Below are 14643 nucleotides of genomic sequence, written 5' to 3'. Positions count from 1 at the left end.
GCGGTTGTGGATAAGGTTTTGAATTTCAAACAAGGTCGCGTGCCGCTGCTGATCAGCATGCCGCATGCCGGTTTACGTCTGACCCCGATGGTCGAGGCCGGCCTGATCGTAGATGCGAAAAGCCTGCCGGACACTGACTGGCATATTCCGCAGCTGTACGACTTTGCCGAGGAGCTGGGCGCCAGCACTTTGGCTGCCGAATACTCGCGTTTCGTCATCGACCTGAACCGGCCGTCCGACGACAAGCCGTTGTACGCCGGGGCGACCACCGGCCTGTATCCGGCAACGTTGTTCGATGGCATCCCGTTGTTCAAGGAAGGGCTGGAGCCGTCGAAAGAAGAGCGCGCGACGTATCTGGAACAAATCTGGACGCCGTATCACCGCACCTTGCAGCAAGAACTGGCGCGGCTGAAGGCTGAGTTCGGCTATGCGCTGCTGTTTGATGCGCACTCGATCCGGTCGATCATTCCGCATCTGTTCGACGGCAAGTTGCCCGACTTCAACCTCGGCACCTTCAACGGCGCCAGTTGCGATCCGCAGTTGGCCACGCAACTGGAGGCGATCTGCGCGCGACACAGCGATTACAGCCACGTGCTGAACGGACGCTTCAAGGGCGGCCACATCACCCGGCATTACGGCAACCCGGCCGAAAATATTCACGCGGTGCAACTGGAGTTGGGGCAGTGCACCTATATGGAAGAATTCGAACCGTTCCGCTACCGCACCGATCTGGCCGAGCCGACGCAGGTGGTGCTCAAGGAATTGCTGCAGGGCTTCCTCGCCTGGGGAGAATCCCGCTACGCATGACGGTAGCCCTGTGGCGAGGGGATTTATCCCCGTTGGGTCGCGCAGCGGCCCTAAAACCGGCCACCACAGTTTCTCAGACATACCGCGTATATCGGTTTTACGACGGCTTCGCCGCCGGACGGGGATAAATCCCCTCGCCACAGGGGACATCGCTGAAAAATTGTGATTGCGCGCGAGCATGCTCATTGACGTAAATCGGGTTTATGATGCCCAACGGCAGAATAATAGACGTCCCCCCAGGGATGACCTCGACCCCTTACGGAGCGCGCAATGCAGACTTTGTTTCCGCAGATCAAACCTCACGCCCGGCACGATCTGGCTGTCGATGACACCCATACGCTGTACGTCGACGAAAGCGGCTCACCGGAAGGCTTGCCGGTCGTGTTCATCCATGGTGGGCCAGGTGCCGGTTGCGACGCGCAGAGCCGTCGCTATTTCGATCCGAACCTTTACCGCATTGTCACCTTCGATCAGCGTGGTTGCGGGCGCTCCACGCCGCACGCCAGCCTCGAAAACAACACCACCTGGGATCTGGTCGCCGACCTTGAGCGCATCCGCAAGCACTTGGGCATCGACAAATGGGTGCTGTTCGGCGGTTCGTGGGGTTCGACCCTGGCGCTGGCCTACGCGCAAACCCATCCGGAGCGTGTTCACGGTCTGATCCTGCGTGGGATCTTTCTTTGCCGTCCGCAGGAAATCGAGTGGTTCTATCAGGCCGGCGCCAGCCGCCTGTTCCCCGATTACTGGCAGGACTACATCGCGCCGATCCCGCTGGACGAGCGCGATGACCTGCTCGGCGCTTTCCACAAACGCCTGACCGGTAACGACCAGATCGCCCAGATGCATGCAGCCAAGGCCTGGTCGACCTGGGAAGGGCGCACCGCGACGCTGCGGCCGAACCCGCTGGTGGTCGATCGCTTTTCCGAGCCGCAGCGTGCGCTGTCGATTGCGCGGATCGAATGCCACTATTTCACCAACAATGCCTTCCTTGAACCGAACCAGTTGATTCGTGACATGGGCAAGATCGCTCACCTGCCGGGCGTGATCATCCACGGTCGCTACGACGTGATCTGCCCGCTCGACAACGCCTGGGAATTGCACCAGGCCTGGCCGAACAGCGAATTGCAGGTGATCCGCGACGCCGGCCACGCCGCATCCGAACCGGGCATTACTGATGCACTGGTGCGCGCGGCGGGCAACATGGCGCGTCGTCTGCTCGATCTGCCGCCCGAAGAAGCATGAAGGGGCTTTTACAGCGGGTACGCGGTGCGCGAGTGGAAGTGGCGGGCGAGGTGGTTGGCGCGGTCGATCAAGGTTTGCTGGTGCTGGTAGCGGTAGAACCCGACGACACGCGCGCCAGCGCCGACAAACTTCTGCATAAGCTGCTTAACTATCGGGTATTCAGCGACGACGAGGGCAAGATGAATTTGTCTCTCGCCGATGTTGGCGGTGGGTTGCTGCTGGTCTCTCAGTTCACCCTGGCTGCCGATACCAAAAGCGGGTTGCGCCCGAGCTTCTCGACCGCGGCCCCTCCGGCGTTGGGCGAGGAATTATTCGACTATCTATTAGGCAAAGCGAAAGAGATGCATGGCACTGTGGCATCAGGTAGATTCGGCGCGGATATGCAGGTGCATTTGGTCAACGACGGCCCTGTTACCTTTTTGTTACAAACCTGACAACACTTGAAACGCCTTTTTAGGAGATTTCGACGTTTTTAGGGCGTTTTCGCGATAAATACTTTGTTACCCCTGATGCGTTGTCATGCGGGCTACTAGATAATCGCGCGCTACGGTGATCAGCGTTCGTTGGTCCATTTTCACTTAGGTAGAGACTTGTCTGGATCCGATTGGGGAATCATTTTGCCCCAGCGGAGTCGGAACAATGCTCGCCAACCTGGTATGAGCGGTCTGTACGGCCATTTTTGTCAGCATTATTTCGAGGGCCAGGGAGTCAGAAGCAAGGCGCTGCGACGAGTCATAGCCCGCTATGGCGAGGAGCAGCAACGCAGTATCTGGCTCCCTGGAACCGAAATAAGCTGACAAAAATGGCCACACAGACGGCTTGCTGGCCGTTGGTTTATTGATCTGTTTTCGGCGAGGGTTGCTCGTGATTGTTAGTCCCTGTAATGCAGCAAAAATGTCTGCCAAACGCATGCGAAGTGCCCTGGTAGCGGGTTCGGCGCTCCTGTGCCTGCTCAGCGCCGGTCAGCTTTGGGCGTTCAATCTTGACGATGTGTCGGCCAAGGCCAAAGAGCTGGCCGGGCAGAAGTTCGAAGCCCCGCGCAGCAACCTGCCGAACGAATTCCGCGATATGAAGTTCGCGGACTATCAGAAAATCCGCTTCCTCACCGAAAAGGCTGAGTGGGCTGATAAGAAGACGCCGTTCAAGCTCTCCTTCTATCACCAGGGTATGCACTTCGATACACCGGTGAAAATCAACGAAATCACCGCGAACAGCGTCGATGAGATCAAATACGATCCGACTCGCTTCGATTTTGGCGACCTGAAGTTTGATCCCAAAGCCACCGAGCAACTGGGTTATGCCGGTTTCCGTGTGCTGTACCCGATCAACAAGGCCGACAAGCAAGACGAAATCATGACCATGCTCGGCGCGAGCTACTTCCGCGTCGTCGGCAAGGGTCATACCTACGGTCTGTCGGCCCGCGGCCTGGCAATCGATACCGCGCTGCCGTCGGGTGAAGAATTCCCGCGTTTTCGCGAGTTCTGGATTCAACAACCGAAGCCGGGCGACAAGCATCTGGTGATTTTCGCCCTGCTTGATTCGCCGCGTGCTACCGGTGCCTACCGTCTGATTCTGCGCCCGGGCAGCGACACCGTTGTCGACGTCAAGGCGCAGATGTTCCTGCGTGACAAGGTTGGCAAACTGGGCATCGCACCGCTGACCAGCATGTTCCTGTTCGGCGCCAACCAGCCGTCGAAAGTCCTCAACTACCGTCGTGAACTGCACGACTCCAGCGGTCTGTCGATCCATGCCGGCAATGGCGAGTGGATCTGGCGTCCGCTGAACAACCCGAAACACCTCGCCGTGAGCAACTTCAGCGTCGAGAACCTGCGTGGTTTCGGTCTGCTGCAACGTGGCCGTGATTTCAGCCACTACGAAGACCTCGACGACCGCTACGACAAGCGCCCAAGCGCCTGGATCGAGCCGAAGGGCGACTGGGGCAAAGGCACCGTCGATCTGGTCGAGATTCCAACCGCCGACGAAACCAACGACAACATCGTTGCGTTCTGGAGCCCGGAAAAATTGCCGGAGCCAGGTCAGCCACTCGACTTCGCCTATCGCATGCACTGGACCATGGACGAAGCGGCGATTCACGCGCCGGACAGCGCCTGGGTTGCGCAGACTCTGCGCTCCACCGGTGACGTCAAGCAATCGAACCTGATCCGTCAGCCGGATGGCAGCGTTGCTTATCTGGTCGACTTCGAAGGTCCATCGCTGGCGGCTCTGGCCCCGGATGCAGACGTTCGCAGCCAGGTCAGCGTTGGCGACAATGCCGAGCTGGTCGAGAACAGCGTGCGTTACAACCCTGAAACCAAGGGCTGGCGTTTGACCCTGCGCATGAAGATCAAGGACGCGAGCAAGGCGACCGAGATGCGTGCCGCTCTGGTGCAGCCAATCGTTACGGCGGATCTGGCCAAGTCTTCGGTGCCGGCGTCCAACTCCTCCGTTGCCAAGGCCGACAAGGTTGCCGCCAAGCAACAAGAGAAACTCGACAAGGAAGCCAAGGCAGCCGAGGCCAAACAGGCTGAAGCCAAGCCAGCCGCAGATGCCAAGGACAAGGCCAACAAAGACGCCAAGCAGCCAGTCGCTGCGGACGCGGCCACAGCCACACCGGAATCGGCACCGACTGAAGAAGTCCTGACCGAGACCTGGAGCTATCAGTTGCCTGCCGATGAGTAACTCTCAAGTACAGCCAGAGACTCTGTCCGAGTATCTGGCGCATCTGCCGATGACCGACCAGCAGCGCGCCGAACTCGCGGGCTGCCAGTCGTTCAGCGAGCTGCATGAACGCCTGTCGTCCTCGACGTTCGACGCCCCTGCCGAAGCCGCCCAGGCTTCGGTGGGCAAGCGCCTGACACTGAGCACCGCTGAAGAGCTTGAAGAAGCGGAAATGCTGGTGCTCGATGCCAGCGGTCGGGTCAGCCTCAAGGCAACGCCGCCGATCCGTCGGACCAAAGTCGTGCCGGAGCCGTGGCGCACCAATATTCTGGTGCGCGGCTGGCGCCGCATGACTGGCCGCACCAACCCGCCACAACCGCCCAAGGACGAGAACGTCCTGCCGGCGGCGCGCTGGCGCACGGTCGGTTCGATCCGTCGCTACATCTTGCTGGTGCTGATGCTCGGTCAGACCATCGTCGCCGGCTGGTACATGAAAGGCATCATGCCGTACCAGGGCTGGTCGTTCGTTGATCTGGACGAAGTCCTGCATCAGCCACTGCTGCAAACCGCCACGCAAGTGCTGCCGTATGCGCTGCAAACCAGCATCCTGATTCTGTTCGGGATTCTGTTCTGCTGGGTGTCGGCCGGTTTCTGGACCGCGCTGATGGGCTTCCTTGAGTTGCTCACCGGTCACGATAAATACCGCATCTCCGGTAAAAGTGCCGGCAACGAGCCGATTGCCAAAGAAGCGCGTACCGCACTGGTAATGCCGATCTGCAACGAAGACGTGCCGCGTGTATTCGCCGGTTTGCGTGCAACCTTCGAATCGGTCGCCGCTACCGGTGATCTGGATCGATTCGACTTCTTCGTGCTCAGCGACAGTAACGACTCCGACATCTGCGTGGCCGAACAACAGGCCTGGCTGGACGTCTGCCGCGAAGCCAAAGGCTTCGGCAAGATCTTCTACCGTCGCCGTCGTCGCCGTGTGAAACGCAAGAGCGGCAACCTCGACGACTTCTGTCGTCGTTGGGGCGGTGACTACAAGTACATGGTCGTCCTCGACGCTGACTCGGTCATGAGCGGCGAGTGTCTGACCAGTCTGGTGCGCTTGATGGAAGCCACGCCGGACGCCGGGATCATCCAGACCGCGCCGCGTGCGTCGGGCATGGACACTCTGTATGCGCGCATGCAGCAGTTCGCGACCCGCGTGTACGGCCCGCTGTTTACTGCCGGTCTGCACTTCTGGCAGTTGGGTGAATCCCACTACTGGGGTCACAACGCGATCATCCGCATGAAGCCGTTTATCGACCACTGCGCCCTGGCGCCGTTGCCGGGTAAAGGCGCGTTCTCCGGTGCGATCCTGTCTCACGACTTCGTTGAAGCCGCGCTGATGCGTCGTGCCGGTTGGGGTGTGTGGATTGCCTACGATCTGCCGGGCAGTTACGAAGAGTTGCCGCCCAACCTGCTCGACGAACTCAAGCGTGACCGTCGCTGGTGCCACGGCAACCTGATGAACTTCCGTCTGTTCCTGGTCAAAGGCATGCACCCGGTACACCGTGCGGTATTCCTGACGGGCGTGATGTCGTACCTGTCGGCGCCGTTGTGGTTCTTCTTCCTGGTGTTGTCGACTGCGCTGCTGGCGGTGAACACCTTGATGGAGCCGCAGTATTTCCTTGAACCGCGTCAGCTCTATCCACTGTGGCCACAATGGCATCCGGAGAAGGCGATCGCGCTGTTCTCGACAACCATCGTGCTGCTGTTCTTGCCGAAACTGTTGAGCATCATCCTGATCTGGGCCAAGGGCGCGAAAGAGTTCGGTGGCAAGTTCAAGGTGACCCTGTCGATGCTGCTGGAGATGTTGTTCTCCATGCTGCTGGCGCCGGTGCGGATGATTTTCCACACCCGTTTCGTTCTGGCCGCGTTCCTCGGTTGGGCCGCGACCTGGAACTCGCCGCAGCGTGACGACGACTCCACGCCATGGAGCGAGGCGGTCAAACGCCACGGCCCGCAGACCCTGTTGGGCTTCTTCTGGGCACTGCTGGTGATCTGGCTGAACCCGAGCTTCCTGTGGTGGCTGGTGCCGATCGTCGGGTCGCTGATGCTGTCGATCCCGGTGTCGGTGATTTCCAGCCGTGTCGGTCTGGGCCTCAAGTCCCGTGACGAGAGCCTGTTCCTCATCCCTGAGGAATACAATCCGCCACAGGCGTTGCTGGCCACCGATCAGTACACCCACGAAAACCGTTGGCACGCACTGAACGACGGCTTCGTCCGCGCCGTGGTCGATCCGCAGCAGAACGCTTTGGCGTGTTCGCTGGCGACCTCCCGTCACGGTCAGGCCGAGCCGATTGAGTGGCTGCGTCAGGAACGTGTGCGTCACGCGATCAAGGTCGGTCCTGCCGGGCTGAACAACCATGATCGCCTGCAACTGCTGAGCGACCCGGTTGCTCTGGCCCGCCTGCACGAGCAGGTCTGGGCCGAAGGTCACGCCGAGTGGCTGGACGCATGGCGGGCGTCGGTGAAAGCCGATCCGCATGCGCCGTTGCTGCCGTTGCGACCGCTGAGCATGCAGGCTCAACCGGCCTGATGAAGAGACCCCGCTGATGTAGCGGGGTTTTTTTATGGCTGCCCTTGATTGTCAAACAAATCACCCATAAACCCTTGTGCAAAAGAACGAGTGCGTTAGCATCCGTCCCCGAATTGGCGCGCCCGGGCTTTTTTGCCCGTCACTGTTGGTTTTCGCGCCGCAAACGCAATGGTTTTGGGGACTTGAAGATGAAGAAGTATCTGTCGATGCTGCTGGTCGGCGTCACGGCACTGGTTGCAGTCAATGCGGCACACGCGGGCGCAATCGATGACGCGGTCAAACGCGGCACCTTGAAAGTCGGCATGGATCCGACCTACATGCCGTTCGAGATGACCAACAAACGCGGTGAAATCATCGGCTTCGAAGTCGATATCCTCAAAGCCATGACCAAGGCCATGGGCGTCAAACTGGAACTGGTCTCCACCGGCTACGACGGCATCATCCCGGCGCTGATGACCGACAAGTTCGACATGATCGGCAGCGGCATGACCCTGACTCAGGAACGCAACCTGCGCCTGAACTTCAGTGACCCGTTCATCGTCGTTGGCCAGACCCTGCTGATCCGCAAGGAGCTGGAAGGCACTATCAAGTCCTATAAAGACCTGAATACCGCCGACTACCGCATCACCTCCAAGCTCGGCACCACCGGTGAGATGGTTGCCAAGAAGCTGATCTCCAAAGCCAAGTACCACGGCTACGACAACGAACAGGAAGCCGTACTCGACGTGGTCAACGGCAAAGCCGACGCCTTCATCTACGACGCGCCGTACAACGTCGTGGCAGTGACCAAAGTGGGTGCCGGCAAACTGGTGTTCCTCGACAAGCCGTTCACCTACGAGCCGTTGGCCTTCGGTCTGAAGAAGGGTGACTACGACAGCCTCAACTTCATCAACAACTTCCTGCACCAGATCCACGAAGACGGCACCTACGATCGCATCCATGACAAGTGGTTCAAGAGCACCGAGTGGCTCAAGGACATGGAATAAGCCCGGTCAGATAGACCGCGTCGCTCCAATCGCGGGCAAGCCCGCTCCCACAGGGTTCGCGTTGAACACATAATTTGTGCTCACCCTGGCTCACTGTGGGAGCGGGCTTGCCCGCGATGGCGGACTCTCGAGCGACACAGAATTCGGAACCTGCAAATCCAATGAAACATAAAAAAGCCCAATGGCCCTGGCACGTCCTCACCGTGCTGGTGCTGATCGGTCTGGCGGGTGCGTTGTATTACGCCACGTCGCTGATGTCCTACGAATGGCGCTGGAACCGTGTGCCGCAGTACTTCGCCTATCAGGCCGAAGAAACCCAGCGCGCCGCGGACATTTCCACCGTCACTGAACTGGTGCGCAAAGGCAGCAGCGCCGACGTCACTCTGCGCAACGAAGCCGGTGATGAGCAGCACCTGACCGTCGACGAGAACAGCCTGCAATTCGCTCAGGGCGACGATGTGGCTGAAGGCGACGTCGTGGGTGTTACTCGGCATTGGGCGGCAGGGCCGCTGTTATGGGGGCTGTGGACCACGCTTTGGCTGTCGGTGGTGTCCGGCATCCTCGGGTTGGTGATCGGTCTGGTCACCGGGTTGTGCCGCTTGTCGAGCAACCCGACGCTGCGCGACCTGTCGAGCATCTACGTCGAACTGGTGCGCGGTACGCCGCTGCTGGTGCAGATTTTCATTTTCTACTTCTTCATCGGCACGGTGATGAACCTGTCCCGGGAGTTCGCCGGGATCGCCGCGTTGTCGCTGTTTACCGGGGCCTACGTGGCCGAGATCATCCGTTCCGGCGTGCAGTCGATTGCCCGGGGCCAGAATGAAGCAGCGCGTTCGCTCGGTCTGAGCTCAGGCCAGTCGATGCGCCACGTCGTGCTGCCGCAAGCGTTCAAACGCGTGCTGCCGCCGCTGGCCGGGCAATTCATCAGTCTGGTCAAGGACACCTCACTGGTGTCGGTGATCGCCATCACCGAGCTGCTGAAAAGCGGCCGTGAAGTCATCACCACGTCGTTTTCGCCGTTCGAGATTCTGTTCTGCGTCGCCGGCCTGTATTTGTTGATCAACCTGCCGCTGTCGAAAATCGCCAGCCGGCTTGAGCGGAGGCTCGCGCAAAGTGATTGAAGTCCGCGATCTGGTAAAAGTCTTCGACACCCGTGGGCAAGTGGTGCGCGCGGTGGATAACGTCAGCACCAATGTTGCCAAGGGCGAAGTGCTGGTGGTGATCGGCCCGTCCGGTTCCGGCAAGTCGACCTTCCTGCGTTGTCTCAATGGCCTGGAAGAGTTCGATTCCGGCTCGGTGAGCATCGACGGTCTGCAACTGGCCGACCCGAAAACCGACGTCAACGCCTACCGCCGCGAAGTCGGCATGGTGTTCCAGCATTTCAACCTGTTCCCGCACATGACCGTGCTGGAAAACCTCTGTCTGGCACAGAAAGTCGTGCGCAAGCGCGGCAAGAAAGAGCGCGAAGCCAAGGCTATGGCGTTGCTGGAAAAGGTCGGTATCGCGCAGAAGGCCAACGAGTTTCCGTCACGCCTGTCCGGTGGTCAGCAGCAGCGCGTGGCGATTGCCCGGGCGCTGGCGATGGAGCCGAAGGTGATGTTGTTCGATGAGCCGACATCGGCCCTCGACCCGGAAATGGTCGGCGAAGTGCTGGATGTGATGAAGAACCTGGCCGTGGAAGGCATGACCATGGTCTGCGTCACCCACGAAATGGGTTTTGCCCGGGAAGTGGCGGATCGGGTGCTGTTCTTCGATCACGGGAAATTGCTGGAGGATGCGTCACCGGCGGAGTTCTTTGATGCGCCGAAGGATCCGCGGGCTCAGGCTTTTCTGCGTCAGGTCTTGTAACTTCGGCGTCCTCTCGGACGCCATCGCTGGCAAGCCAGCTCCCACAGTGAATCGGCTGAACACAAGCTTTGTGATCGACTACAAACCTGTGGGAGCTGGCTTGCCAGCGATAGCATCACCTCGGTCCTCAGCGAACCGAGGCAACTGAATCACCTCAAACCTTGAATCGACCGACCAGCATCTGCAGATGCGTCCCCAACCGCGCCAGCTCAACGCTGGACGCCGCTGTCTCTTCACTTGCCGCCGATGTCTGATCCGACACATCGCGTACATTCAGCACGCTACGGTTGATCTCTTCGGCCACAGCACTCTGCTGTTCGGCCGCCGCAGCAATCTGCTGGTTCATCGCCTGAATCGCCGACACGGTGCGCGTGATGCTTTCCAGCGAGCCGCCAGCACGACGGGTCAGCTCGACGCTGCTGTCGGTGAGGGTGCGGCTGTTGTCCATGATCGTCGCCACCTGCTGGGTGCCGTTTTGCAGGCCGACGATCAGCTCTTCGATCTCTTCGGTGGACTTCTGTGTGCGCTGCGCGAGGCTGCGCACTTCATCGGCGACCACTGCGAAACCACGTCCGGCTTCACCAGCACGCGCCGCTTCGATGGCCGCGTTGAGTGCCAGCAGGTTGGTTTGCTGAGCCACGGATTTGATCACATCGAGCACGCTGCCGATCTTGTCGCTTTCGCGCTTGAGCTCGCCCATGGCTTCGGTCGAGTGGCCGACTTCAACGGCCAGACGCTCAATCTGCGCGATGGCTTCGCCGACAACCTTGTCGCCCTCACGGGCCTGCTGGTCGGCAGCCACAGCAGCCTCAGAGGCTTCTTCAGCGTTACGCGCGACTTCCTGCACGGTGGCGGCCATTTCGTTCATGGCGGTGGCGACCTGGTCGGTCTCGATCTTCTGATTGTTGACGCCGGCGCTGGTCTGCTCGGTCACCGCGGACAGTTCTTCAGCGGCGCTGGCGATCTGGGTCACGCCCTCGCTGATCCCGCCGATCAGCTCTCGCAGGCCTTGGGTCATGCTCTGCATCGAGCGTTGCAACTGACCAAGTTCGTCGCGGCGCAGGGAGACCAGGTTGTGGGTCAGGTCGCCGGCAGCTACGCGTTCGGCAACTTTCAGGGTCTGGTTCAGGGGAATGATGATCTGTCGGGTGATCGCCCAGGCAGCGAGCAAGCCGAAAGCCAAGGCCAGCAGGGTGGCGATCAACAGCATGTTCTTGGCGTGGGCGGCATCGGTGTCGCGCACGATAGTTTGCGAAGCCGTCAGCTTTTTGCTGAGATCGATCAGGATGTCGCCCTGAGCGGACATGCGCGCGAGCGACTTGGCATTGGTGACCTGCGAGTCGCGGAACTGCGCGACAGCCGCGCGATAGGCTTTGATTGAGTCGGTGGCCTGTTGCAGGTTGGCGATGTGTTGCTCCGGCAGTTTCGACGGCAGGCTTTCGAGGTTTTTCAGGGCGTTGTCGATGGCGGCCAGCGCTGGCTGTTCGGCTTCGGCCTTGCCGCTGTAGGTGTAGCCGCGCACTTGGTAGCGCGCCTGTTGCAGCAGTTTGCTCAGCTCGATCACGCTGTCGTATTGCGCGACGCTGTCACCTTGCAGCATGGATTTTTCGACTTCGGAGACTTTGGCTACAGCGTTGTCGGCGCTGGCGCCAAGCTTGCTGCGGGCATCTTCGCGCTGCACGGTGGCTTGAGTCATGTCGGCGAAGGCGCGTTTGTACTCGGCGACGGCGGCCAGTTGCTGATCGACCATGGCGGCGTCTGACGGTTGCTCGATCAGGCTGCGGGCGGTTTGCAGGCCACTGTCGAGTTTATTCAGCAACTCGTTGACCGCGCCCGGGCCCTGTTCGCCACGGCGGGAGTCATATTCGAACCGCGCAATGCGCAAGTCCTTGGTCAGCTCATTGAGGCTGGAGATGAAGCCGAGCTTGTCGCCACGGCTGATGATGCCATTCATGCCGGTCCAGCCGGTGAAGGTGATCAACAACGTCAGCAACAGCACCAGGCCGAAACCGATGCCCAGTTTGCGTTTGACGCTGACGTTTCCAAGACTCTCGGCTAACCAACGGTACATGCGACGACTCCCTCGACCACTAATTGGACTTATGGGAGCTGTATCGGCTGGGTGATGGCATTCTGTAACACCATTTATCCGCCGGCCCTGCACGGTATCAATGTAGGAGCTGCCGAAGGCTGCGATCTTTTGATCTTGCTTCTAAAAACAACATCAAAAGATCGCAGCCTGCGGCAGCTCCTACAGGGGATCGGTGTTGCGCTTAGAAGAGGCGGGCGAGAAGGGCGGTCACGGCGGTTTCGACGCGCAGGATACGGTCGCCGAGTTGCACTGGTTGCAGGCCGGATTTGGCCAGTAAATCGATTTCGTAGGGAATCCAGCCACCCTCGGGGCCAATGGCCAGGGTCACCGGTTCGCTCAAGGCGCGAGGGCACGGCGGATAGTTGCCGGGATGGCCAACCAGACCAAGGGTGCCTTCGCTGATCGCCGGCAGTCGATCTTCGACAAAAGGCTTGAAGCGCTTTTCGATGACGATCTCTGGCAGCACCGTGTCGCGAGCCTGCTCGAGGCCGAGGATCAGTTGCTCACGGATCGCCTGCGGCTCAAGAAACGGCGTCTGCCAGAAGCTCTTCTCGACACGATAGCTGTTGACCAGAATCACCTTCGACACGCCCATGGTCGCCACGGTCTGGAACACTCGTCGCAACATCTTCGGGCGCGGCAGGGCCAGCACCAATGTCAGTGGCAACTTGGCCGGTGGCGGCTGATCGAGGCTGACGCGCAGTTCCGCTTCACCCGCCTCCAGCCGCAACAGCTCAGCCGAACCCATCAGCCCATTGATCCGCCCGACGCGCAGGCTGTCACCGACTTCCGAACGATGGACCTCCTGCATATGCGTCAGACGACGATCGCGCAGCACCACACGGTCGGCCGCAATGAAGTCGGCCTCTTCGAGTAGCAGCAGGTTCATGCCTGGGTCGCTGGCGGCTGGTCGTTGTGATCGTCGGCCGGGGTTTCGTCCGGGCGTTCGCGTTTGCTGATCAAGCCACCGAACAGGATGCCGATCTCAAACAGCATCCACATCGGCACGGCCAGCAGGGTCTGCGAGAAGATGTCCGGCGGCGTAAGGATCATGCCGACCACGAAGCAGCCGATGATCACATACGGGCGGATCTTCCTCAGGTAGGCAACGTCGACTACACCGATCCACACCAGCAGCACCACGGCCACGGGGATTTCGAACGCCACGCCGAACGCAAAGAACAGCGTCATGACGAAATCGAGATAGCTGGCGATGTCGGTCATCATTTCCACGCCAGCCGGGGTGGCTGCAGCGAAGAACTTGAAGATCAGCGGGAACACGAAGTAATAGGCGAACGCCATGCCGGTGTAGAACAGCATGATGCTGGACACCAGAAGCGGCACCGCGATGCGCTTTTCATGCTTGTACAGGCCCGGCGCAATAAAGCCCCAGATCTGATGCAGGATCACCGGGATCGCCAGGAACAGCGAGACCATCATCGTCAGCTTCAGTGGTGTCAGGAACGGCGACGACACGTCGGTGGCGATCATCGTCGCGCCGACCGGCAAGTACTGGCGCAGCGGCGTCGAGACGAAGGTGTAGATCTGCTGGGTGAACGCGAACAGCCCGGCGAAGATGATAAAGATCGCCGCCACGCAACGCAGCAGGCGGGTGCGCAACTCGGTGAGGTGCGATACCAGCGGCATGTGCTGGTCGTTTTCGGGGAGATCGCTCATGGGGCTCGCGGCGGCAAAGTAGTGTCGTGAGGGGCCGGCGCGGTTGGCGCGGCGCTTGGAGCAATGTGTTCAACCGAATGTTCTGCGGCAGAGGGTGCAGGCGTTGTCGGCGCTACAACGGGTGCAGGTGTCGCCGGAACAACTGCGGCAGGCGCATGAATCGTCTGCTGGCCCACGTGTTCAACCGGCGTCGGCTCTTGCTGAACCGGATTGAAAATCTTCCGCGCCTCCTGCTCCAGCGACAGAATATGTTCGTTGTGCAGTTGCCGACGAATCTCGTCGGCACCGATTTCACGTTCAACTTCCTGTTTGATCGCGTTGAAGCTGCGCTTCAGCCGGCCGACCCACAGGCCGGCGGTGCGCGCAGCACCCGGCAGACGCTCGGGGCCCAGCACCAGCAGGGCGACGAGGCCGACGAGCAGCAGTTCAGAGAAGCTGATACCAAACATTAGTCAGTGCTCACACGTCTTTGCGGATCGGCTCTTCGACTTTCTGCGCCTGCACGTCGATGGTGTGCGGCGGGTTGGCCTGAGCAGTGGCTTGCGGCTGTACCGGTGGTACCGGTTGCGCAGGCGTCACGGTCGGATCGACGTTTGGCTTCTCGTCGTCGTTCATGGCTTTGCGAAAGCCCTTGATCGACTCACCAACGTCGGTGCCGAGGTTTTTCAGTTTCTTGGTGCCGAACACCAGCACCACGACAACCAGAATGACGATCCAGTGTTTCCAGTCAAAAATGCCCATGTTGCTGT

General features: G+C 60.1%; 13 protein-coding genes and 1 pseudogene. 8 read left to right on the top strand and 6 right to left on the bottom strand.

Annotation, left to right across the window (positions count from 1 at the left end; translation table 11 throughout):
• The first annotated feature begins 6 nt into the window (after positions 1-6).
• The 8 genes from hutG (at position 7) to ICA16_RS18540 (ending at position 10125) form a co-directional block, all read left to right on the top strand.
• On the top strand, positions 7-807 hold the full coding sequence (gene hutG / locus ICA16_RS18575; RefSeq protein WP_210701218.1) for an N-formylglutamate deformylase: 801 nt from the start codon (positions 7-9) through the stop codon (positions 805-807).
• Between the two features lie 270 nt (positions 808-1077).
• Positions 1078-2049: a prolyl aminopeptidase gene (gene pip / locus ICA16_RS18570; RefSeq protein ID WP_150603995.1), complete on the top strand. Its 972-nt coding sequence runs from the start codon at positions 1078-1080 to the stop codon at positions 2047-2049.
• A complete protein-coding gene (dtd, locus tag ICA16_RS18565) occupies positions 2046-2483 on the top strand; it encodes a D-aminoacyl-tRNA deacylase (RefSeq protein WP_150617476.1) in 438 nt (145 codons plus the stop codon). Before pip ends, dtd begins: the two co-directional genes overlap by 4 nt.
• A 460-nt stretch (positions 2484-2943) precedes the next feature.
• Complete coding sequence (locus ICA16_RS18560; protein ID WP_191624040.1) at positions 2944-4728, top strand: glucan biosynthesis protein G; 1785 nt, start codon at positions 2944-2946, stop codon at positions 4726-4728.
• Positions 4721-7291, top strand: a complete 2571-nt coding sequence (gene mdoH / locus ICA16_RS18555) for a glucans biosynthesis glucosyltransferase MdoH (RefSeq protein WP_210701217.1) — start codon at positions 4721-4723, stop codon at positions 7289-7291. The genes ICA16_RS18560 and mdoH overlap by 8 nt, the downstream gene beginning before the upstream one ends.
• A 188-nt stretch (positions 7292-7479) precedes the next feature.
• Positions 7480-8277: a transporter substrate-binding domain-containing protein gene (locus ICA16_RS18550; RefSeq protein ID WP_150603992.1), complete on the top strand. Its 798-nt coding sequence runs from the start codon at positions 7480-7482 to the stop codon at positions 8275-8277.
• A gap of 161 nt (positions 8278-8438) precedes the next feature.
• A complete protein-coding gene (locus tag ICA16_RS18545; protein WP_150603991.1) occupies positions 8439-9398 on the top strand; it encodes an amino acid ABC transporter permease in 960 nt (319 codons plus the stop codon).
• Positions 9391-10125 carry an amino acid ABC transporter ATP-binding protein gene (locus ICA16_RS18540; RefSeq protein WP_034148587.1) on the top strand — a complete coding sequence of 245 codons (735 nt, stop codon included), beginning with the start codon at positions 9391-9393 and terminating at the stop codon, positions 10123-10125. Before ICA16_RS18545 ends, ICA16_RS18540 begins: the two co-directional genes overlap by 8 nt.
• A 154-nt stretch (positions 10126-10279) precedes the next feature.
• Here the strand turns inward: ICA16_RS18540 and ICA16_RS28505 are convergent, their stop codons facing one another.
• From ICA16_RS28505 to ICA16_RS18515, 6 genes and pseudogenes are all read right to left on the bottom strand, one after another.
• Complete coding sequence (locus ICA16_RS28505; RefSeq protein ID WP_371850961.1) at positions 10280-10993, bottom strand: methyl-accepting chemotaxis protein; 714 nt, start codon at positions 10991-10993, stop codon at positions 10280-10282.
• A gap of 141 nt (positions 10994-11134) precedes the next feature.
• Positions 11135-12079: pseudogene (locus tag ICA16_RS28500) on the bottom strand (methyl-accepting chemotaxis protein); the annotation flags it as partial.
• 319 nt (positions 12080-12398) lie between these two features.
• A complete protein-coding gene (locus tag ICA16_RS18530; protein ID WP_150617479.1) occupies positions 12399-13106 on the bottom strand; it encodes a 16S rRNA (uracil(1498)-N(3))-methyltransferase in 708 nt (235 codons plus the stop codon).
• The gene (tatC, locus tag ICA16_RS18525) at positions 13103-13894 is read right to left on the bottom strand and encodes a twin-arginine translocase subunit TatC (protein WP_150604819.1); all 792 of its coding nucleotides are present in this window, start codon (positions 13892-13894) and stop codon (positions 13103-13105) included. The genes ICA16_RS18530 and tatC overlap by 4 nt, the downstream gene beginning before the upstream one ends.
• Positions 13891-14343 carry a Sec-independent protein translocase protein TatB gene (tatB, locus tag ICA16_RS18520; protein ID WP_150617480.1) on the bottom strand — a complete coding sequence of 151 codons (453 nt, stop codon included), beginning with the start codon at positions 14341-14343 and terminating at the stop codon, positions 13891-13893. The genes tatC and tatB overlap by 4 nt, the downstream gene beginning before the upstream one ends.
• Positions 14344-14353: 10 nt before the next feature.
• Positions 14354-14635, bottom strand: a complete 282-nt coding sequence (locus ICA16_RS18515) for a twin-arginine translocase TatA/TatE family subunit (RefSeq protein ID WP_042557245.1) — start codon at positions 14633-14635, stop codon at positions 14354-14356.
• Positions 14636-14643: the final 8 nt, after the last annotated feature.

Origin of the sequence: Pseudomonas anatoliensis (assembly GCF_017976235.1) — a bacterium.
Taxonomy (GTDB): domain Bacteria; phylum Pseudomonadota; class Gammaproteobacteria; order Pseudomonadales; family Pseudomonadaceae; genus Aquipseudomonas; species Aquipseudomonas anatoliensis.
Note: the sequence above shows the minus strand (reverse complement) of the source record. Positions and strands in the feature narration are given on the sequence as shown.

Bases quoted from the DNA above. Each gene is read 5' to 3' on its own strand.
- pip (WP_150603995.1), top strand. From the start codon at position 1,078: ATGCAGACTTTGTTTCCGCAGATCAAACCTCACGCCCGGCACGATCTG.
- dtd (WP_150617476.1), top strand. From the start codon at position 2,046: ATGAAGGGGCTTTTACAGCGGGTACGCGGTGCGCGAGTGGAAGTGGCG.
- ICA16_RS18560 (WP_191624040.1), top strand. From the start codon at position 2,944: ATGTCTGCCAAACGCATGCGAAGTGCCCTGGTAGCGGGTTCGGCGCTC.
- mdoH (WP_210701217.1), top strand. From the start codon at position 4,721: ATGAGTAACTCTCAAGTACAGCCAGAGACTCTGTCCGAGTATCTGGCG.
- ICA16_RS18550 (WP_150603992.1), top strand. From the start codon at position 7,480: ATGAAGAAGTATCTGTCGATGCTGCTGGTCGGCGTCACGGCACTGGTT.
- ICA16_RS18545 (WP_150603991.1), top strand. From the start codon at position 8,439: ATGAAACATAAAAAAGCCCAATGGCCCTGGCACGTCCTCACCGTGCTG.
- ICA16_RS28505 (WP_371850961.1), bottom strand. From the start codon at position 10,993: ATGAACGAAATGGCCGCCACCGTGCAGGAAGTCGCGCGTAACGCTGAA.
- ICA16_RS18530 (WP_150617479.1), bottom strand. From the start codon at position 13,106: ATGAACCTGCTGCTACTCGAAGAGGCCGACTTCATTGCGGCCGACCGT.
- tatC (WP_150604819.1), bottom strand. From the start codon at position 13,894: ATGAGCGATCTCCCCGAAAACGACCAGCACATGCCGCTGGTATCGCAC.
- tatB (WP_150617480.1), bottom strand. From the start codon at position 14,343: ATGTTTGGTATCAGCTTCTCTGAACTGCTGCTCGTCGGCCTCGTCGCC.
- ICA16_RS18515 (WP_042557245.1), bottom strand. From the start codon at position 14,635: ATGGGCATTTTTGACTGGAAACACTGGATCGTCATTCTGGTTGTCGTG.